The sequence below is a fragment of the Citrobacter sp. U14242 genome (assembly GCF_046555775.1).
In the GTDB taxonomy this organism is placed as follows: domain Bacteria; phylum Pseudomonadota; class Gammaproteobacteria; order Enterobacterales; family Enterobacteriaceae; genus Citrobacter.
The window spans coordinates 85,534-106,221 of record NZ_JBKGLW010000008.1 but is presented as its reverse complement, the minus strand read 5'-3'; the positions used below and the strand labels follow the sequence as shown (position 1 = coordinate 106,221).

15 protein-coding genes are annotated in these 20,688 nt (G+C 52.6%); 8 read left to right on the top strand and 7 right to left on the bottom strand.

Going from position 1 to position 20,688, the window contains the following annotated elements; genetic code table 11:
• Window positions 1–126 precede the first annotated feature (126 nt).
• A complete protein-coding gene (locus tag ACLJXE_RS14610) occupies window positions 127–804 on the bottom strand; it encodes an isochorismatase family protein (protein WP_061067608.1) in 678 nt (225 codons plus the stop codon).
• A gap of 16 nt (window positions 805–820) precedes the next feature.
• A complete protein-coding gene (locus ACLJXE_RS14605; protein ID WP_410751254.1) occupies window positions 821–1,681 on the bottom strand; it encodes a pirin family protein in 861 nt (286 codons plus the stop codon).
• A 108-nt stretch (window positions 1,682–1,789) separates the two neighbouring features.
• On the opposite strand from ACLJXE_RS14605, the gene ACLJXE_RS14600 reads away from it, so the two are divergent.
• A complete protein-coding gene (locus ACLJXE_RS14600) occupies window positions 1,790–2,701 on the top strand; it encodes a LysR family transcriptional regulator (protein WP_410751253.1) in 912 nt (303 codons plus the stop codon).
• Between the two features lie 78 nt (window positions 2,702–2,779).
• Here the strand turns inward: ACLJXE_RS14600 and infA are convergent, their stop codons facing one another.
• From infA to trxB, 5 genes are all read right to left on the bottom strand, one after another.
• Window positions 2,780–2,998: a translation initiation factor IF-1 gene (infA, locus tag ACLJXE_RS14595; RefSeq protein ID WP_002211347.1), complete on the bottom strand. Its 219-nt coding sequence runs from the start codon at window positions 2,996–2,998 to the stop codon at window positions 2,780–2,782.
• A 286-nt stretch (window positions 2,999–3,284) separates the two neighbouring features.
• Complete coding sequence (gene aat / locus ACLJXE_RS14590) at window positions 3,285–3,989, bottom strand: leucyl/phenylalanyl-tRNA--protein transferase (protein WP_286628231.1); 705 nt, start codon at window positions 3,987–3,989, stop codon at window positions 3,285–3,287.
• Between the two features lie 44 nt (window positions 3,990–4,033).
• Window positions 4,034–5,755, bottom strand: coding sequence for a heme ABC transporter ATP-binding protein/permease CydC (cydC, locus tag ACLJXE_RS14585; RefSeq protein ID WP_410751252.1), 1,722 nt, complete (start codon window positions 5,753–5,755; stop codon window positions 4,034–4,036).
• Window positions 5,756–7,522, bottom strand: coding sequence for a heme ABC transporter permease/ATP-binding protein CydD (gene cydD, locus ACLJXE_RS14580; RefSeq protein WP_410751251.1), 1,767 nt, complete (start codon window positions 7,520–7,522; stop codon window positions 5,756–5,758).
• A gap of 114 nt (window positions 7,523–7,636) precedes the next feature.
• On the bottom strand, window positions 7,637–8,605 hold the full coding sequence (trxB, locus tag ACLJXE_RS14575) for a thioredoxin-disulfide reductase (RefSeq protein ID WP_286628228.1): 969 nt from the start codon (window positions 8,603–8,605) through the stop codon (window positions 7,637–7,639).
• Between the two features lie 618 nt (window positions 8,606–9,223).
• On the opposite strand from trxB, the gene lrp reads away from it, so the two are divergent.
• The 7 genes from lrp (at window position 9,224) to ACLJXE_RS14540 (ending at window position 20,688) form a co-directional block, all read left to right on the top strand.
• Entirely contained in the window at window positions 9,224–9,718 is a 495-nt protein-coding gene (lrp, locus tag ACLJXE_RS14570; RefSeq protein WP_002439523.1) for a leucine-responsive transcriptional regulator Lrp, read from the top strand.
• 134 nt (window positions 9,719–9,852) lie between these two features.
• Window positions 9,853–13,917, top strand: a complete 4,065-nt coding sequence (gene ftsK / locus ACLJXE_RS14565; RefSeq protein WP_410751250.1) for a DNA translocase FtsK — start codon at window positions 9,853–9,855, stop codon at window positions 13,915–13,917.
• Window positions 13,918–14,028: 111 nt separating this feature from the next.
• Entirely contained in the window at window positions 14,029–14,640 is a 612-nt protein-coding gene (lolA, locus tag ACLJXE_RS14560) for an outer membrane lipoprotein chaperone LolA (RefSeq protein ID WP_410751249.1), read from the top strand.
• 10 nt (window positions 14,641–14,650) lie between these two features.
• Window positions 14,651–15,994, top strand: coding sequence for a replication-associated recombination protein RarA (rarA, locus tag ACLJXE_RS14555; protein ID WP_286628226.1), 1,344 nt, complete (start codon window positions 14,651–14,653; stop codon window positions 15,992–15,994).
• 92 nt (window positions 15,995–16,086) lie between these two features.
• Entirely contained in the window at window positions 16,087–17,379 is a 1,293-nt protein-coding gene (serS, locus tag ACLJXE_RS14550; protein WP_003836908.1) for a serine--tRNA ligase, read from the top strand.
• Window positions 17,380–17,615: 236 nt separating this feature from the next.
• Window positions 17,616–20,060: a dimethylsulfoxide reductase subunit A gene (gene dmsA / locus ACLJXE_RS14545; RefSeq protein WP_410751248.1), complete on the top strand. Its 2,445-nt coding sequence runs from the start codon at window positions 17,616–17,618 to the stop codon at window positions 20,058–20,060.
• 10 nt (window positions 20,061–20,070) lie between these two features.
• Complete coding sequence (locus tag ACLJXE_RS14540; RefSeq protein ID WP_005123570.1) at window positions 20,071–20,688, top strand: DMSO/selenate family reductase complex B subunit; 618 nt, start codon at window positions 20,071–20,073, stop codon at window positions 20,686–20,688.

Below are 20,688 nucleotides of genomic sequence, written 5' to 3'. Positions count from 1 at the left end.
ATGGGGGGCAACGGGGCGCTACTATAGGGAGTTGCGCTAAAACGGTCAAGCAGAATTTACATGTTCATATTCGTTTGGTTACGCAATGTACATATTCCCCCACCCGGACAGGCGTGGGGGAGAGGATTAGCGCTGAGAGTCCAGTTTTTCACCGTTGGTGACGACTTCCTGAGCTTTGCTGTAGCTCTCAATCAGCAACTGATATGCCGGGAAGACTTTCGTGTACACTTCTGCCCACTCTGCGGCATCTTCACGGTTCCATGTTCCCTGCAATTCGGAAGCAACCGCGGCGGTATCCATCGGTACTACGCCTGCCTGAACGACACGTGCCAGGGTAATTTCCTGCGCCATTTTACTGTAGGTGCCGGAAGCATCGATAACTGCGAACACTTTGTAACCTTCAGCTACCGCGCTAATGGCCGGGAATGCCATGCATACACTGGTGATGGTACCAGCAATAATCAGCGTTTTACGACCGGTCGCTTTCACTGCTTTAACAAAATCTTCGTTATCCCAGGCGTTGATTTCACCTTTACGCGCCACGTATTGAGCATGAGGCGCATTGGCGTGGATCTCAGGGATCAACGGGCCATTAGGTCCCTGCGGTACTGATGCGGTGGTAATCACCGGCATCTTCGCCAGGGAGGCCATTTTAGCCAGCGCGGCAGCACGCGCACGCAGTTCTGGCATTGGCATATCGCCTACGGTCTGGAAAAGTCCGCTCTGGTGATCGATAAGTAGCATAACGGAATCATTTACATCGATGACCGGGCGTGAACCATTAAAGTTTGCAGGACTGGACATAGTATTCTCCTTTGACTCAGATTTGGCCAAAGCGGCCGGAGTTAAAATCGCGTACGGCTTCTGCGATTTCTTGTTTCGTGTTCATCACAAACGGACCGTAACCAACAATCGGCTCATTCAACGGTTCGCCTGCCAACAGCAATACGCTGGCATCGCTACTGGCTTCAATATGCAATGTTTTACCCTGCTGGCTTAATACCACCAGCTGTGCCTCGCTGACGGGGGTGGTGCCGTTTATGGTGATGTTGCCTTTCAGTACGACCAGCGCGGTGCTCCATCCTTCCGGCTGAGACAGCGTGAACTGATGATTACGCTGCAGACGCATATCCCAGACATTCAGCGGCGAGAAGGTATGTGCCGGACCTTTTGTCTCCTGATAGCTGCCCGCAATGACACGGAGAGTGCCGGCGTCATCTGGCAGCGTGACAGTAGGGATAACATCACTACTAATGCCCTGATATCCTGGTACGGTCATTTTGTCTTTCGCTGGTAGGTTGACCCAAAGTTGCACCATTTCCAGCTCGCCACCCTTCCGGGTAAATTCCGGAGAATGGAATTCTTCATGTAAAATGCCTGCACCTGCAGTCATCCACTGCACGTCGCCTGGGCCGATAATCCCACCACGGCCGGTTGAGTCACGATGTTCAACTTCACCGCTGTAAACGATGGTCACCGTTTCGAAACCACGGTGAGGGTGCTCACCCACACCACGTTTTTCATTACCTGGGGTGAAGGTATGTGGCCCGGCGTAATCCAGCAGCAGGAACGGACTTAATTGTTCAGCATGAGACTGGTAAGAGAACATCGAACGAACCGGGAATCCATCGCCAACCCAGTGTGGGCGAGGTGCGGTGTAGACGCCTGTTACTTGTTTCATATGTGTCTCCTCAGTGGCGTTATCTTGATGTGAATAAGCTTATATTCATGACAGAGGGCTGAGTAGTAGCTAAAATAGCCCTCACAGTCTCATAAATAGGACAATAAGATGACTAAGCTGGATCTCAATGATTTCGCGTGGTTTGTTCACGTAGTTGAAGAAGGAGGATTCGCTGCGGCCGGTCGGGCGCTCGATGAACCGAAATCAAAACTGAGCCGCCGAATTGCACAACTGGAGGAGAGGCTGGGGGTTCGGTTGATTCAGCGAACTACCCGGCAGTTTAATGTTACTGAAGTTGGGCAGACATTCTACGAACACTGTAAGGCTATGCTGGTGGAAGCGCAGGCAGCGCAGGATGCCATTGCGGCGTTGCAGGTTGAGCCGCGAGGTATTGTGAAGCTGACCTGTCCGGTCACTTTACTGCACGTGCATGTCGGCTCCATGCTCGCCCGTTTCATGGCACGTTATCCCGATGTATCCGTACAGCTTGAGGCTACAAATCGTCGGGTTGATGTGGTAGGTGAAGGGCTTGATGTCGCGATTCGCGTCAGACCCCGTCCTTTTGAGGATAGCGATTTGGTAATGCGTGTACTTGCTGACAGGGGGCATCGCCTATATGCCAGCCCGCTATTGATCGAGCAGATGGGCACTTTACATGCGCCAGCGGAGCTGACCCGATGGCCTGGTCTGAGCCTGGCTACGGGTAAGCATGTGCATCGCTGGGAATTATTTGGCCCACAGGGTGCGCGAGCAGAGGTACATTACACACCGCGTATGATCACCACCGATATGCTGGCTTTACGCGAAGCGGCAGTGGCAGGTGTAGGGGTCGTTCAGCTCCCGCAATTGATGGTAAAAGAGCAAATAGCAGCGGGCGAATTGGTGGCATTACTGGATGGCTGGGAACCAAAGCGAGAGATCATTCACGCGGTCTTTCCATCGCGCAGGGGGTTATTACCGTCGGTTCGTGCATTGGTGGATTTCCTCACGGAAGAATATGCACGAATGATCGAGGATTAAATACGTAATATCAGTCCACAAAAAAGGCCGGTTAAACCGACCTTTTATTATCTGGACGCCATTCAGGCGTTAAAACAATCAGCGACTACGGAAGACAATGCGGCCTTTGCTCAGGTCGTACGGGGTTAGTTCAACAGTCACTTTGTCGCCCGTCAGGATGCGGATATAGTTTTTACGCATTTTACCGGAGATGTGTGCAGTAACCACGTGACCGTTTTCTAACTCTACGCGGAACATGGTATTAGGTAACGTATCGAGAACGGTACCCTGCATTTCAATATTGTCTTCTTTGGCCATCTAATCCTCTGGGGTATCACTACCGTAATTTGAACCGGCAAGATAATGCCGAAGTTCTTTTAATAAGTAAAGATTTGTGCGTTTAAAACGCAGCAAATCGGGTTTGGCGCATTACTCTAACCACACACAACAAAGCTGCACTAAAAGCGCAACGTGTAAGGGAACGATGAGATAAACGATAGGCGTTGCCTGACGCGAACTGTTCCTTAACGGCGGCGGGGTAATGGGCTAAACCGACTCTGCGGCACCAATTATAACACCCCGACAAAAAATGTGCCGAAAACATTCACTCCTGAGGCGAAAATAACGTCCTGGGCACCCAGAAGTGGCTCGGTAGGCGCTGCTGGCGTAGCCTGCTTAAATGTTCAAGGTAGTCCCTGCGCGGAGTCTCAATGGCTCCCAGTGACGCGGTGTGGGTATTTAACACCTGGCAATCGATTAATTTTCCGCCCTGACGGATAAATTCAGCGCAAAAAACAAGCAGTGCGGTTTTGGAGGCATTTTCCTGGCGACTGAACATCGATTCACCGCAGAAAAGGGTACCTTGCGCAACGCCGTACATCCCGCCGACTAATTCGTTTTGTCGCCATACTTCAATCGAGTGCGCGTGTCCAAGTTCATGCAACCGATGATAGGCATCCACTACATCATGCGTTATCCAGGTGCCTTCTTCCCGGTCGTTTGCACATCCTTCAATGACCTGACCAAACGCGTAATTAAGTGTCACGTGATACGGTGAGTGTTTATGAAAGCGCTTCATGCTGCGACTTAAGTGAAATTTGTCAGGCCAAAGAATGGCGCGCGGGTCGGGCGACCACCAGAGGATAGGGTCGCCTGGGGAAAACCACGGGAAAATACCGCGTTGGTAGGCCATTAGCAGGCGGGCAGGGCTGAGATCGCCCCCCAGTGCTAACAAACCGTTAGGCTCGCGTAAAGCGCCTTCCGGTGAGGGGAAGGCGATAGAATGGCGGGACAGTTGCACCAGGCGCATGACAGCGAAACTCCACTACGCGAGTTGGATCGTTCAATAATAGCTTACAGACGTTGCTTAAACTGGTAATAACGCCCCTGCCTGGCTAACAGATCTGCGTGATTACCTTGCTCAATTATGTGTCCGTTGTCCATCACTATTATTTGATTAAATCGCGACAGCCCGCGCAGGCGATGTGTGACCATGAGTACGGTTTTATTGCGCATCACATCGTTAATCAATTCAAGCATTTGGCTTTCCGTTGTCGCATCCAGACCCTCAGTAGGTTCATCCAGAAGCATCAGTGGCGCATCGTGCAGCAAGGCGCGCGCGATAGCCAGACGGCGTAGCTCTCCGCCTGAAAGCTGACGACCGCCTTCACCCAGCCAGGCATTGAGTCCATCACCTTCCAGCAGTTTTTCCAGACCGACACGGCACAGCATCCCGGATAGCGCTTCATCGCTGGCGTGCGGCGCAGCCAGAAGCAGGTTATCGCGCAATGTCGCACTGAACAGATGCACTCGCTGTGGTACGACGCTGATGCATTGGCGCAAAGCGGCTTCGTTCAGCGTTGAAATCGGATGGTCATTAATCAGAATTTCGCCGCTTTGTGGATCCCATGCACGGGTCAATAATTGCAGTAACGTTGATTTCCCACAGCCTGTCCGACCCAGAATCGCAATGTGTTCACCGGGTTTAGCGAGCAAAGAAAGGGTGTCGAGAGCTTTTTGTGTTTGCCCGGGATAGCTGAAAGACACCTCACGCAATGTCAGAGTAATTTGTTCCGAAACGGTAGATTCCGTATCCGGGAAGGTGACTTCCGGTTTCTGTTCTGTCAGTTCGGTAATACGTAGTGCTGAAGCAATCACCTGGCCGAGATGTTGAAATGCGCCGGTAACAGGGGCCAGCGCTTCGAAAGCGGCCAGCGCACAGAACACAAACAACGCTATCAATGCACCAGGTTGTGCGTTTCCGCCTACGCCACCTGAAGCCATCCATAACATCATCACCACAGCCAGAGCGCCAATCAGCAGCATGACAGCCTGAGACAAGGCCGTTAATTCGGACTGACGACGCTGAGCTTCGTGCCACTGTAATTCGGTGGTTTCCATTTGCGTGCGATAGCGAACGCTGGCACCAAAAATGGTCAGCTCAGCCTGACCCTGTAACCAGGAGGTCAACTGCTGACGATATTGCCCGCGCAGATGAGTCAGGTTCTGCCCGGTGCTTTTACCTGCCTGGTAAAACAACGGGGGCAAGATAAACAGAGTAAGTAGCATAATGCCACCAAGGGTGATGGCGAGCGTGAGATCGAGAACGCTTAATCCTAGCGTGACCACCACAATAACGACAAACGCACCAACCAGCGGGGAGAGCACGCGTAAATAGAGATGATCGAGCGTGTCGACATCCGCCACAACGCGGTTGAGCAGTTCGCCCTGACCGTATCGGGCGAGCCCGGCAGGGGAGAGTGGCAGCAATTTGCTGAAGGTGTAAATACGCAAATGTTGCAATACACGAAACGTCGCGTCGTGACTGACCAGTCGTTCAAAATAACGACCTGCGGTTCGGGTAATTGCCGCCCCGCGAACGCCAGCCGCCGGGAGCATGTAGTTAAAACTGTAGATCCCGGTGACACCGACAACGGCGGAAGCAGACAGGAACCAGCCTGAAAGCGTCAGTAAACCAATGCTTGCCAATAATGTAACAATCGCCAGAACAATCCCCAGTGTTAACATCCATTTATGACGTTTATACAGTGTCAGATAGGGTAGCAACGCGCGCATTTAGATGTCCTCCTGACGGTGAGCCAGTAATGTCGCAAAAGTCCCGTTGGCTGCGCTAAGTTGAGCATAGGTACCTTGTTCGACAATCTTACCGTCTTGCATGACCCAGATAGTGTCCCAGTCGGCAAGATCTTCCAGCTGGTGCGTAACCATCAGTGTGCTCTGGCGGCGCGATGCCGCATTCAATGCCTGCATCACACGTTGTTCGCTGTGCGCATCAAGACTGGCTGCGGGTTCGTCGAGCAGCAGTAACTGGCACGGGTTGAGTAAGGCACGGGCAACGGCAACACGCTGCGCTTGCCCGACAGAAAGTCGACCTGCCTGGTCGCCCACAGGGGTATCCACACCCTGAGGAAGCTGCGGTAAAAACTCACTGACCCAGGCGCTATCGAGCGCGGCCTGTAGCTGTTCTTCGCTGGCATCAGGGCATGCCAGCAGCACATTTTCACGCAATGTAACAGCCGGAAGCTGCGGGTTTTGCCCAACCCATGAAAGCTGTTTACGCCAGGCGTCAGGCGACAAGTCACGAAGTTCAAAGCCATTAATACGCAATGAGCCCTGATACGAGAGAAAACCGGACAGGACATTCAGCAACGAGCTCTTACCGGAACCACTACGCCCAACCAGCACTGCGCGCTGGCCTGCTGGTAGGGAGAAGTTAAGCGGACCAGCCAGAATTTTGCCTTCAGGTGAGGTGATGATCAGATCTTCGGCTTCAATTGAAACCGCGTCTTTGGTCGCCAGCTCAATATCGCCACGCTCAGGATGCGCGAGCGGGGTTTCCATGAATGTTTTCAGACTATCGGCAGCGCCTACCGCTTGCGCCTTGGCATGGTAAAACGTCCCCAGATCGCGCAGCGGCTGGAAAAATTCCGGTGCCAGAATCAGCGCCAGGAAACCTGCCGCCAGCGTGACGCCGGTTCCGTAGTGGCCGAAATCAAGCTCGCCGAGATAAGAAAAACCGAAGTACACGGCGACCAGGGCAATGGAGAGCGAAGTGAAAAACTCCAGCACGCCTGAAGACAGGAATGCCAGGCGAAGCACTTCCATCGTGCGCTGACGGAAATCCTGCGATGCTGCCCGGATGCTTTCCGTCTCCGCTTCGCCGCGACCAAAAATTCTCAGTGTCTCCATGCCGCGCAAGCGATCGAGGAAGTGACCGCTGAGTCGGGCAAGTGCCTGAAAGTTACGCCGGTTGGCATCGGCAGCGCCCATACCGACCATCGCCATAAACAGAGGGATCAGTGGTGCGGTTCCCAGCAGGATAAGGGCTGCAACCCAGTTTGACGGAAAAATGGCAGCCACAATCAATAACGGGACGCATACAGCAAGCGCCATTTGCGGCAAATAACGCGCATAGTAGTCATGCATATCGTCAATCTGTTCCAGAATCAGCGTGGCCCAGCTTCCGGCAGGCTTCCCCTGTATCCATGCTGGCCCCGCCTGTTGCAGACGGTCCAGAACCTGGCGACGAATCTCAAAGCGAATATGTTGGCCCGCGTGAAACCCTATTCGCTCACGTAACCAGACAACCCACGCCCGCAGGATAAAAATCAAGACCAGCACGATAAAAGGGAACAGCAGCGCTTCACGGGGAATATTTTCCATGATCATGTGCTGCAGAATTCGAGCCATGAGCCAGGCTTGAGCGACAATTAACAGGCCACTCACGAACCCCAACAGGCGTGAAATATTCAGCCAGCGTTGAGAAATGACACTTTGCTGTTTTAACCAGCGGGTAAGCTCTTTTTGACGGGTTTTATTCATTGCACGCTTAGCAGGTGAGTTATTGGAATTTTTGGGCAGGACAATGTTACAACGGGGCAAAAATAAAGGCGACTTATAGTCGCCTTTTTTACTTTTGTTACTGATTTGTAAAAACTATTTGCAGGCGTCAGCCAGACCGTCGAGATAACGTTCAGCATCCAGGGCAGCCATACAACCAGTGCCAGCTGAGGTAATCGCCTGACGATAAATATGGTCCATCACGTCACCGGCAGCGAACACACCTGGAATGCTGGTTTGTGTCGCATTGCCGTGAATACCGGACTGAACTTTGATATAGCCGTTTTCCAGTTCAAGTTGACCATCGAAAATAGCCGTGTTCGGGCTGTGGCCGATGGCGACAAACAATCCGGCGACGTCGAGAGATTCAACGTTGTCAGTGTTTTGCGTATCGCGCAGGCGCAATCCGGTTACACCCATTTGATCGCCAGTCACTTCTTCCAGTGTGCGATGTGTGTGCAGGACGATGTTGCCGTTTTCAACTTTATCCATCAAACGTTTGATGAGGATTTTCTCGGCACGGAAACTGTCGCGGCGGTGAATCAAGTGAACTTCGGCGGCGATATTCGCCAGGTACAACGCTTCTTCCACAGCGGTGTTGCCGCCGCCGATCACCGCCACTTTTTGGTTACGATAGAAGAAACCATCGCAGGTTGCACAGGCGGAGACGCCGCGGCCTTTAAAGGCTTCTTCTGAAGGTAAGCCCAGATAGCGTGCTGAAGCGCCAGTGGCGATGATCAGTGCGTCACAGGTGTATTCGCCGCTGTCTCCGGTGAGACGGAAAGGGCGGTTTTGCAGATCAACCTTGCTGATGTGATCGAAGATGATCTCAGTTTCAAATTTCGTTGCGTGCTCGTGCATGCGCTCCATCAGCAGCGGGCCAGTGAGATCGTTTGGATCGCCAGGCCAGTTCTCCACTTCTGTTGTCGTGGTCAGCTGACCGCCTTTTTCCATACCGGTAATCAGCACCGGCTGCAGGTTTGCGCGCGCAGCGTAGACGGCGGCGGTATAGCCCGCAGGGCCTGAACCCAGAATAAGAAGTTTACTGTGTTTGGTTGTGCCCATGAGATCCCCATAGTTGTTGGTAGGCAATGGGCAGGATTGTAGGGAATTTGCAGACGTAAAAAAAGAGTATGGCGATTTTGTTAACAATATGTGTAATAGCGGAAACCGATGATGGGCAAAATTGATGGTACTACGCTTCCCTAACTCTTTCGAGTTGAGTGGACGCGTGAAGCCAACGCACAGACAACGTGAACTATGACGGGAATATAATGATTTCTACTTAAAATCGGTCAGTTATAAGGTGATAAAATGACGATTTTCCATCACTCCCAATGAATAACTGGCATGTTGTACTAAAAATCGATGTTTTGCTTTGACAATCACCTGCTGTTTTGCGAAAACATTCAAGGAAGAAAAAAACTGTGTCATGTATATGCTGCATAATCATGCATGTAGATACCATGTTTACCGGGTTAGTGAAATCTACGCATGGTGTGGACAGATGCCATTCGTGATGTCGATAGCCGCCGACAGGCAACGGTCTTCTCACCATAAACCCAGGCATTGCGCACCGTAAATCCCTCTGGGTTGCGGTTTATTGTGATGGGTAGCGACTCTGAACAGTGATGTTAGTAGAGTCAGGCAGGAGTAGGGAAGGAATACAGAGAGACAATAATAATGGTAGATAGTAAGAAGCGCCCTGGCAAAGATCTCGACCGTATCGATCGTAACATTCTTAATGAGCTGCAAAAGGATGGGCGTATTTCTAACGTCGAGCTTTCAAAACGAGTGGGACTTTCACCAACGCCCTGCCTTGAGCGTGTGCGTCGGTTGGAAAGACAGGGTTTTATTCAGGGCTATACAGCACTGTTGAACCCGCATTATCTGGATGCATCACTTCTGGTTTTTGTTGAGATTACTCTGAATCGTGGCGCCCCGGATGTGTTTGAGCAATTTAACTCTGCAGTACAAAAACTTGAAGAAATTCAAGAGTGTCATTTGGTTTCCGGTGATTTCGACTATCTGCTGAAAACACGCGTACCGGATATGTCGGCATACCGTAAGCTGCTGGGGGAAACCCTGCTGCGTCTGCCTGGCGTGAATGACACACGTACTTACGTGGTAATGGAAGAAGTCAAACAGAGCAATCGTCTGGTAATTAAGACGCGCTAACACGGAACAGGTGCAAAATCGACGCAGTTTGATTACACTCCTGTTAATCCATACAGCAGCAGTGCCGGGGTAACCCGGTGCTGTTGTCCGTTTTAGCATCGGGCAGGAAAAGCCTGAAACCTGGAGAGCCGTTTTTGAGCCAGGAATACACTGAAGACAAAGACGTCACATTGACGAAGTTAAGCAGCGGGCGCCGACTTCTGGAAGCGTTGCTGATCCTTATTGCCCTTTTTGCCGTCTGGTTGATGGCTGCCTTACTCAGCTTTAACCCTTCGGACCCCAGTTGGTCGCAAACCGCATGGCACGAGCCTATCCATAATCTGGGTGGAATACCTGGAGCATGGCTGGCGGATACGCTGTTCTTTATTTTTGGTGTCATGGCTTACACCATCCCCGTGATAATTGTCGGCGGCTGCTGGTTTGCCTGGCGACATCAGGCCAGCGACGAATACGTCGATTACTTCGCTGTATCGCTGCGTATTATTGGCGTTCTGGCGCTGATCCTCACATCTTGCGGGCTTGCCGCAATCAATGCCGATGACATCTGGTATTTTGCCTCTGGCGGCGTTATTGGCAGTCTGCTCAGTACCACGCTGCAACCCTTGTTGCACAGCAGTGGTGGTACGCTTGCGCTGTTATGTATCTGGGCCGCGGGTTTAACGCTGTTTACTGGCTGGTCATGGGTGAGCATTGCCGAGAAACTGGGTGGCTGGTTACTGAATATCCTGACATTTGCCAGCAACCGTACTCGTCGCGATGATACCTGGGTTGATGACGAAGAATATGAAGATGATGAAGAGTCTGTCGACGCCGTTGATGGCACCCCACACGAGTCTCGACGGGCACGTATTCTGCGCGGAGCGTTAGCGCGCCGTAAACGGCTGGCAGAGAAGTTCACCAATCCACTCGGCCGCCATACTGATGCAGCGTTGTTCTCCGGCAAACGCATGGATGATGAGGAAGAAATTGAGTACAGCGCGCGTGGCGTTGTAGCCGATCCTAACGATGTCTTGTTCTCTGGCAACCGAGCCACACTGCCTGAATACGATGAATTCGACCCGCTATTAAACGGCCATTCAGTGACTGAGCCGGTCACTGCGGCGGCGGCCGCCACTGCCACTGCGGCAACGCAGGCCTGGAGTGCGCCAGTCGATCCGCTGTTGCAACCTGCGTCAGTACCGGGAACCGTTTTAGAACAACCCGTTCCTGCTGTAGCATGGCAATCCGCACCGGCTCCGCAAACCGGTGAAGCGGTTATCGCGCCCGTACCGGAAGGTTACCCACAGCCCGTTCAGTACGCACAGCCACCGGTTCAGCCTTATGAACCCTGGCAGCAACCTGCACCGGTTGAACCGCCAATGCCATATTCTGTACCGCCAGTTGCCGACGCTGGCTATGAACAGCCGACGATGCCGTGGCAAGCACCTGAGCCGGTGGTGGAACACGCCTGGCAACCAGAACCGGTTTACCAGCAGAGTGCGCCGCTTGAACCGCAGCCTGTCTATCAGCAAGACATCGTGCAGCAACAACCCGTGGTTCATCAGCAGCCTGTTGTCGAACAGCCGCCGGTTGCCGAGCCTGAACCTGTCGTTGAAGAAGTGAAGCCAGCGCGTCCACCGCTCTACTATTTTGAAGAAGTGGAAGAAAAACGCGCGCGTGAGCGTGAGCAGCTAGCTGCCTGGTATCAACAGATTCCAGAACCTGTGCAAGAGCCAGAACGGGTGAAACCCGTTGCACCGTCTATGCCAACAGCATCCATACCACCCGTTGAGTCTGCGGCTGCCGCAGCGCCGCTGGCTGCTGGGGTGAAAAACGCTGCATTGGGTGCCGGTGCAGCCGTTGCCGCACCGGTATTTAGTCTTGCAGGGAGTGGTGCGCCGCGTCCGCAGGTGAAAGAGGGAATAGGCCCGCAACTGCCACGTCCAAATCGTGTGCGTGTCCCGACACGCCGAGAGTTAGCTTCATATGGCATTAAGTTGCCTTCACAACGTATGGCTGAAGAGAAAGCGCGCGAAGAGCAGCTTGATACGGATGCGCAATACAGTGACGATGAAATTGATGCAATGCAGCAGGATGAACTGGCGCGTCAATTTGCCCAGTCGCAGCAGCATCGTTATGGCGAAGAGTATCAGGATGACACTGCGCATGCTGATGATGAAGATTCAGCAGCAGAAGCTGAACTGGCCCGTCAGTTTGCTTCTTCCCTGCAGCAACGTTATTCCGGCGCGCAGCCTGCCGGGGCGAATCCATTCTCGCTTGATGATTTTGAATTCTCACCAATGAAAGCGTTAGTGGATGATGGTCCGCATGAGCCGTTGTTTACCCCAAGCGTGATGCCGGAACCTGCTCCACAGTATCAACAGCCTGTCGCACCGCAGCAACATTACCAGCAGTCGCCACAGCCTGTCGCACCGCAGCAGCATTACCAGCAGCCGCCACAGCCTGTTGCACCGCAGCAGCACTATCAGCAGCCGCCACAGCCTGTTGCACCGCAGCAGCATTACCAGCAGCCGCCACAGCCTGTTGCACCGCAGCAGCACTATCAGCAGCCGCCACAGCCTGTTGCATCGCAGCAGCATTACCAGCAGCCGCCACAGCCTGTCGCACCGCAGCAGCACTATCAGCAACCATCGCAGCCTGTCACACCGCCGCCGCAGGAAAGCCTGATCCATCCGTTATTGATGCGTAATGGCGACAGCCGCCCTGTACAGCGTCCGACGACACTGCTGCCATCGCTGGATCTGCTCACCCCACCACCGGCGGAAGTTGAGCCAATAGATACGTTCGCGCTGGAGCAAATGGCACGTCTGGTGGAAGCGCGCTTAGCAGATTTTCGCATTAAAGCCGATGTGGTGAACTATTCGCCGGGCCCGGTGATTACCCGTTTTGAACTGAATCTGGCGCCGGGTGTTAAAGCTGCGCGGATTTCTAACCTCTCCCGTGACCTGGCGCGTTCATTGTCGACCGCGGCAGTTCGTGTGGTGGAGGTTATCCCGGGTAAACCGTATGTAGGACTGGAGTTACCGAACAAAAAACGCCAGACCGTCTATTTGCGCGAAGTACTGGATAACGCGAAATTCCGTGATAATCCGTCACCGCTTACTGTTGTTCTCGGCAAGGACATTGCGGGCGAACCGGTTACTGCTGATTTGGCGAAGATGCCGCATCTGTTGGTGGCAGGTACCACGGGTTCCGGTAAGTCTGTTGGGGTCAACGCCATGATCCTCAGCATGCTCTACAAAGCGCAGCCGGAAGATGTTCGCTTTATCATGATCGACCCGAAAATGCTCGAGCTGTCGGTTTATGAAGGTATCCCGCATCTGTTGACTGAAGTTGTTACGGATATGAAAGACGCAGCCAATGCCTTGCGCTGGAGCGTTAATGAAATGGAACGCCGCTATAAGCTGATGTCAGCGCTGGGCGTGCGTAACCTTGCGGGCTACAACGAGAAGATTGCGGAAGCAGATCGTATGGGACGTCCAATCCCGGATCCGTACTGGAAACCTGGCGATAGCATGGATGTCACTCATCCGGTGCTGAAAAAAGAGCCGTATATTGTGGTTCTGGTCGATGAATTTGCTGATCTGATGATGACTGTCGGTAAAAAAGTGGAAGAACTGATTGCCCGTCTGGCGCAAAAAGCGCGTGCGGCAGGTATCCACCTGGTGCTGGCAACCCAGCGTCCGTCGGTTGACGTTATCACTGGGCTTATCAAAGCAAATATCCCAACGCGTATAGCGTTTACTGTTTCGAGTAAGATTGACTCTCGCACCATTCTTGATCAGGGGGGGGCTGAATCCCTGTTGGGCATGGGCGATATGCTCTATTCTGCACCAAACTCAACGATCCCGGTGCGTGTACATGGTGCCTTTGTGCGCGATGAGGAGGTTCACGCGGTCGTCCAAGACTGGAAAGCGCGTGGCCGTCCGCAGTATGTGGAAGGCATTACCTCGGACACCGAAAGTGAAGGTGGTGGCGGTGGTTTTGACGGTGGGGAAGAGCTGGATCCGTTGTTCGATCAGGCGGTGAATTTTGTTACCCAGAAACGCAAAGCTTCCATCTCCGGTGTCCAGCGCCAGTTCCGCATTGGTTATAACCGTGCGGCGCGCATCATCGAACAGATGGAAGCGCAGGGAATTGTCAGCGAGCAGGGACATAATGGCAATCGTGAAGTGCTGGCTCCACCGCCCTTTGATTGATTGCAAAGTTAAGTAATTCAGTATTTTCTACTTTCCTCATGCTGATTTTTGGCCTGAAATGGATAGCAGAAGGAGCTCCCCGTTGGGAGTGACGTATTTTGAGGAATAACGATGAAAAGAATCGCAATCACCTGTGCATTATTGTCGGGCTTTGTGGTGAGCAGCGTTTGGGCTGACGCCGCCAGCGACCTGAAAAGCCGTCTGGATAAAGTCAGCAGCTTCCACGCCAGTTTTACCCAGAAAGTAACGGATGGTAGCGGCGCAGCGGTACAGGAAGGCCAGGGTGATTTATGGGTTAAACGTCCAAATCTGTTTAACTGGCATATGACACAGCCTGACGAAAGCATTCTGGTCTCTGATGGTAAAACACTGTGGTTCTTCAACCCGTTTGTTGAGCAGGCGACGGCGACCTGGCTGAAAGATGCCACAGGTAACACGCCGTTTATGCTGATTGCGCGTAACCAGTCCAGCGACTGGCAGCAGTACAATATTAAGCAAAACGGCGATGATTTTGTGCTGACGCCTAAAACCAGCAGCGGCAACCTGAAGCAGTTCACCATCAATGTTGGACGCGACGGAACAATTCATCAGTTTAGTGCTGTTGAACAGGACGATCAGCGTAGTAGCTACCAGTTGAAATCGCAGCAGAACGGCGCGATCGAACCATCAAAATTCACCTTTACCCCGCCACAGGGCGTAACGGTAGACGATCAACGTAAGTAGAGGCGCGTGAGTGGGCAACCTGTCGCTCGATTTTTCTGATAATACTTTTCAACCCCTGGCCGCGCGTATGCGGCCAGAAAATTTAGCGCAGTATATCGGCCAACAACATCTGCTGGCTGCGGGTAAGCCCTTGCCGCGCGCCATCGAGGCCGGACACCTGCACTCCATGATTTTATGGGGACCGCCAGGAACGGGAAAGACCACGCTTGCCGAAGTAATTGCCCGTTATGCGAACGCTGATGTTGAACGTATTTCAGCCGTCACCTCGGGTGTGAAGGAAATTCGCGAAGCGATTGAACGTGCACGTCAGAACCGTAATGCCGGCCGACGTACAATACTGTTCGTGGACGAAGTTCACCGCTTTAATAAAAGCCAGCAGGACGCTTTTCTTCCGCATATTGAAGATGGCACGATTACGTTTATTGGGGCGACCACCGAAAATCCCTCATTTGAACTGAACTCGGCGCTACTGTCGCGGGCGCGCGTTTATTTACTGAAATCATTGACCACCGAAGATATCGAGCAGGTGTTGGATCAGGCGATGTCAGATAAAGCGCGAGGTTATGGCGGTCAGGATATCGTTTTGCCGGACGAAACGCGTCGGGCGATTGCTGAACTGGTAAACGGTGACGCGCGGCGGGCGTTAAATACGCTGGAAATGATGGCCGACATGGCCGAAGTGGATGACAGCGGAAAACGCGTTTTACACGCTACATTGCTGACTGAGATTGCCGGTGAACGTAGCGCGCGTTTCGATAATAAAGGCGATCGTTTTTACGACCTGATCTCAGCATTACATAAGTCGGTCCGCGGTAGTGCACCGGATGCGGCTCTTTACTGGTATGCCCGCATCATTAGCGCAGGCGGTGACCCGCTCTACGTTGCCCGGCGCTGTTTGGCAATTGCCTCTGAAGATGTGGGAAATGCCGACCCTCGCGCTATGCAAGTGGCCATTTCGGCATGGGATTGTTTCACCCGCGTAGGTCCTGCGGAAGGTGAACGAGCGATTGCTCAGGCGATTGTCTATCTGGCCTGCGCGCCGAAAAGTAATGCGGTATACACCGCCTTTAAAGCCGCTCTGGCAGATGCCCGTGAACGCCCAGATTACGACGTACCGGTGCACTTGCGCAACGCGCCGACGAAGCTCATGAAAGAGATGGGTTATGGCCAGGAATATCGTTACGCCCATGATGAGCCAAATGCCTACGCTGCCGGCGAAGAATACTTCCCGCAGGAAATGGCACAAACGCGCTATTATCACCCGACAAACAGAGGTCTTGAGGGCAAGATTGGCGAAAAGCTCGCCTGGCTCGCCGGACAGGATCAAAATAGCCCTATAAAACGCTACCGTTAGTGTTATCGTTGCGGTAATGTTGTCGATGTATCCCTGTGATCGCAGGCTGTGGTCACTTTCTCCTATTTTAATTCGATAAGCACAGGATAAGCATGCTCGATCCCAATCTGCTGCGTAATGAGCCAGACGCAGTCGCAGAAAAACTGGCAAGCCGGGGCTTTAAGCTGGATGTAGATAAGCTGCGCGCTCTTGAAGAGCGTCGTAAAGTTTTGCAGGTACAAACTGAAAACCTGCAGGCAGAGCGTAACTCTCGATCGAAATCCATCGGCCAGGCAAAAGCGCGCGGGGAAGATATCGAGTCTTTACGTCTGGAAGTGAACAAACTGGGCGAAGAGCTGGATGCCGCGAAAGCTGAACTTGATACCTTACAGGCCGAGATCCGCGACATTGCGCTGACCATTCCTAACCTGCCAGCGGACGAGGTTCCGGTAGGTAAAGATGAGAATGACAACGTTGAAGTTAGCCGCTGGGGTACCCCGCGTGAGTTCGATTTCGAAGTGCGCGATCACGTTACGCTGGGTGAAATGCACACAGGTCTTGATTTCGCCGCTGCGGTTAAACTGACCGGCTCTCGTTTTGTTGTCATGAAAGGGCAGATTGCACGTATGCACCGTGCGCTGTCTCAGTTCATGCTGGATCTGCATACTGAACAACATGGCTACAGTGAAAACTACGTTCCGTATCTGGTCAACCATGACACGCTGTACGGTACCGGTCAGTTGCCGAAATTTGCTGGCGATCTGTTCCATACGCGTCCGCTGGATGAAGAAGCCGACAGCAGCAACTATGCGCTGATCCCAACGGCAGAAGTTCCGCTGACCAACCTGGTACGCGATGAAATCATTGACGAAGACGCGTTGCCAATCAAAATGACTGCGCATACGCCATGCTTCCGTTCTGAAGCCGGTTCTTACGGTCGTGATACCCGCGGTCTGATCCGTATGCACCAGTTCGACAAAGTTGAGATGGTGCAGATTGTTCGTCCTGAAGATTCTATGGACGCGCTGGAAGAGATGACCGGTCATGCTGAAAAAGTCCTTCAGCTGCTGGGTCTGCCGTACCGTAAGATCATTCTGTGTACTGGTGACATGGGCTTCGGCGCATGCAAAACCTACGATCTGGAAGTGTGGATCCCGGCACAGAATACCTATCGTGAAATTTCCTCCTGCTCCAACGTGTGGGATTTCCAGGCTCGCCGCATGCAGGCGCGTTGTCGTAGCAAATCTGACAAGAAAACACGTTTAGTGCATACGCTGAACGGTTCTGGTCTGGCAGTGGGACGTACGCTGGTTGCCGTTATGGAAAACTACCAGCAAGCTGATGGCCGTATTCAGGTACCGGAAGTATTACGTCCGTACATGAATGGCCTGGAATTCATCGGTTAAGTCATTTTTCCTTGCTAAAAAAGCGCCTCAGGGCGCTTTTTTTACGCCCGTTTGATGCCGGACAATAACCCTTACTCCATTGGTGGTAATACTACCTTCGAATGAAAGTCAGTATTTATCTCTGTCTTTGCATAAATTCGCTATATAACGGTCTGTATAACGATAATGTCGATATATAAACGACTATACAACGAACATTCCCTTTTTGTTTATTGTGAGCAGCAGAGTGAGCCACTATGAAAACTAAGATCCCCGATGCCGTGCTGGCAGCTGAGGTGAGTCGTCGCAGTTTGGTAAAAACGACGGCGATAGGCGGACTGGCAGTAGCCAGTAGCGCGTTTACCCTGCCATTTACCCGTATTGCCAATGCAGCAGATGCCATTAACCCGTCACCGATCAATGAGAAAGTGATCTGGAGTGCGTGTACGGTAAACTGCGGTAGCCGCTGTCCGCTACGTATGCATGTCGTAGACGGTGAAATCAAATATGTCGAGACCGACAACACGGGCGATGATAACTATGACGGCTTGCATCAGGTTCGTGCCTGCCTGCGTGGTCGGTCCATGCGCCGTCGAGTTTATAATCCCGATCGTCTGAAATACCCAATGAAGCGTGTCGGCAAACGCGGAGAAGGTAAATTTGAGCGCATCAGTTGGGATGAAGCCTACGATATCATCGCCAGCAATATGCAGCGTCTGATTAAAGACTACGGTAACGAGTCTATCTATCTTAACTATGGGACCGGTACGCTGGGCGGCACGATGACACGCTCATGGCCACCGGGTAAAACGCTGGTGGCACGTTTAATGAACTGTTGCGGCGGTTACCTGAACCACTATGGGGATTATTCTTCTGCGCAAATCGCGGCAGGGCTGAACTATACCTATGGCGGCTGGGCAGATGGTAACAGCCCATCTGACATTGAAAACAGTAAGCTCGTTGTCTTGTTTGGTAATAACCCAGGCGAAACTCGTATGAGCGGTGGTGGGGTGACCTATTACCTTGAACAGGCGCGGCAGAAATCTAATGCCCGCATGATCATCATCGATCCCCGCTACACGGATACCGGTGCGGGACGCGAAGATGAATGGATCCCCATTCGACCGGGTACGGATGCCGCGCTGGTTAACGGTATTGCCTATGTGCTGATCAGCGAGAATATGGTTGATCAACCGTTCCTCGATAAGTACTGCGTGGGCTATGACGAAAAAACCCTCCCGGCGGGTGCGCCGAAGAACGGTCACTATAAGGCGTATATTCTCGGTCAGGGTAAAGACGGTATCGCGAAGACCCCGGAATGGGCTGCGCAGATAACCGGTATTCCTGCTGAGCGAATTGTTAAGTTGGCACGTGAAATTGGTAGTGCGAAACCCGCCTACATTAGCCAGGGCTGGGGGCCGCAGCGTCACGCCAACGGTGAGATTGCGACCCGTGCCATTTCGATGTTGGCCATTCTGACCGGCAACGTTGGTATTAACGGCGGCAACAGCGGTGCACGCGAGGGATCCTACGATTTGCCGTTTGAGCGTATGCCAACGCTGGAAAACCCTGTTGAAACCAGCATCTCAATGTTTATGTGGACGGATGCCATTGAGCGTGGTCCGGAAATGACGGCGCTGCGCGACGGTATTCGTGGTAAGGATAAGCTCGACGTTCCGATTAAGATGATCTGGAACTATGCCGGTAACTGTCTTATTAATCAGCACTCTGATATCAACCGCACGCATGAAATCCTGCAGGATGATAAGAAGTGCGAAATGATCGTCGTTATCGACTGTCATATGACCTCCTCGGCGAAATATGCCGATATTCTGCTGCCAGACTGCACGGCTTCTGAGCAAATGGACTTCGCACTGGATGCATCTTGCGGGAATATGTCCTACGTGATTTTCACCGATCAAGCAATCAAGCCACGTTTTGAATGCAAGACTATCTACCAAATGACAAGCGAGCTGGCAAAACGCCTTGGCGTCGAGCAACAGTTTACGGAAGGCCGTACTCAGGAAGAGTGGATGCGTCATCTGTATGAACAGTCGCGCAAGGCTATACCGGAACTGCCGACATTTGAAGAGTTCCGTAAGCAGGGCATTTTCAAGCAGCGTGATCCTGAAGGACATCACGTGGCGTATAAAGCGTTTCGTGAAGATCCCAAAGCCAATCCGCTGACCACGCCGTCAGGTAAGATTGAAATTTATTCTCAAGCGCTGGCAGAAATCGCCGCAACCTGGGAACTGCCGGAAGGCGATGTGATCGATCCATTACCGATTTATACACCGGGCTTTGAAAGCTTAAACGATCCACTGGTGGAAAAATTCCCTCTGCAATTGACGGGTTTCCACTACAAATCTCGCGTCCATTCGACCTATGGCAACGTTGACGTTCTGAAAGCGTCCTGTCGCCAGGAAATGTGGATTAACCCGATGGATGCACAGCGACGTGGTATTAACAACGGTGACAAGGTTCGTATCTTTAACGACCGTGGTGAAGTGCATATTGAGGCTAAAGTTACCCCGCGTATGATGCCTGGCGTTGTAGCGTTGGGTGAGGGCGCCTGGTATGACCCGGATGTGAAGCGTGTGGATCAGGGCGGTTGTATTAACGTGCTGACGACCCAGCGACCTTCTCCTCTCGCTAAGGGGAACCCATCACATACGAACCTTGTTCAGGTTGAAAAGGTGTAAGGAGTAACCGATGACAACCCAGTATGGATTTTTTATTGATTCCAGCCGTTGCACCGGTTGCAAAACTTGCGAACTGGCCTGCAAAGACTTCAAAAATTTAACGCCGGACGTCAGTTTCCGCCGTATATACGAATACGCTGGCGGTGACTGGCAGGAAGATAACGGTGTCTGGCACCAGAACGTTTTTGCCTACTACCTCTCCATTGCGTGTAACCACTGTGAAGACCCGGCCTGTACCAAGGTTTGTCCAAGCGGCGCGATGCACAAACGTGAAGATGGTTTTGTGGTCGTGGATGAGGACGTGTGCATTGGCTGCCGCTATTGCCACATGGCCTGCCCGTATGGCGCACCGCAATACAATGCGGCCAAAGGACACATGACCAAGTGCGATGGCTGTCATGAACGCGTTGCTGAGGGTAAGAAACCCATCTGTGTCGAATCCTGCCCGCTGCGTGCGTTGGACTTCGGCCCGATAGAGGAACTGCGTAAAAAACACGGCACCCTGGCTGCGGTTGCGCCGTTACCTGGTGCGCACTTTACCAAACCGAGCATCGTCATCAAACCCAATGCCAATAGCCGCCCGACCGGGGATACCACGGGTTATCTGGCTAATCCGAAGGAGGTGTAA

Excerpts from the sequence above, each read along its gene's own strand:
- lrp (WP_002439523.1), top strand. The coding sequence starts at position 9,224 with ATGGTAGATAGTAAGAAGCGCCCTGGCAAAGATCTCGACCGTATCGAT.
- serS (WP_003836908.1), top strand. The coding sequence starts at position 16,087 with ATGCTCGATCCCAATCTGCTGCGTAATGAGCCAGACGCAGTCGCAGAA.
- infA (WP_002211347.1), bottom strand. The coding sequence starts at position 2,998 with ATGGCCAAAGAAGACAATATTGAAATGCAGGGTACCGTTCTCGATACG.
- lolA (WP_410751249.1), top strand. The coding sequence starts at position 14,029 with ATGAAAAGAATCGCAATCACCTGTGCATTATTGTCGGGCTTTGTGGTG.
- cydC (WP_410751252.1), bottom strand. The coding sequence starts at position 5,755 with ATGCGCGCGTTGCTACCCTATCTGACACTGTATAAACGTCATAAATGG.
- aat (WP_286628231.1), bottom strand. The coding sequence starts at position 3,989 with ATGCGCCTGGTGCAACTGTCCCGCCATTCTATCGCCTTCCCCTCACCG.
- ACLJXE_RS14605 (WP_410751254.1), bottom strand. The coding sequence starts at position 1,681 with ATGAAACAAGTAACAGGCGTCTACACCGCACCTCGCCCACACTGGGTT.
- ACLJXE_RS14610 (WP_061067608.1), bottom strand. The coding sequence starts at position 804 with ATGTCCAGTCCTGCAAACTTTAATGGTTCACGCCCGGTCATCGATGTA.
- trxB (WP_286628228.1), bottom strand. The coding sequence starts at position 8,605 with ATGGGCACAACCAAACACAGTAAACTTCTTATTCTGGGTTCAGGCCCT.
- dmsA (WP_410751248.1), top strand. The coding sequence starts at position 17,616 with ATGAAAACTAAGATCCCCGATGCCGTGCTGGCAGCTGAGGTGAGTCGT.
- ACLJXE_RS14540 (WP_005123570.1), top strand. The coding sequence starts at position 20,071 with ATGACAACCCAGTATGGATTTTTTATTGATTCCAGCCGTTGCACCGGT.
- ACLJXE_RS14600 (WP_410751253.1), top strand. The coding sequence starts at position 1,790 with ATGACTAAGCTGGATCTCAATGATTTCGCGTGGTTTGTTCACGTAGTT.
- cydD (WP_410751251.1), bottom strand. The coding sequence starts at position 7,522 with ATGAATAAAACCCGTCAAAAAGAGCTTACCCGCTGGTTAAAACAGCAA.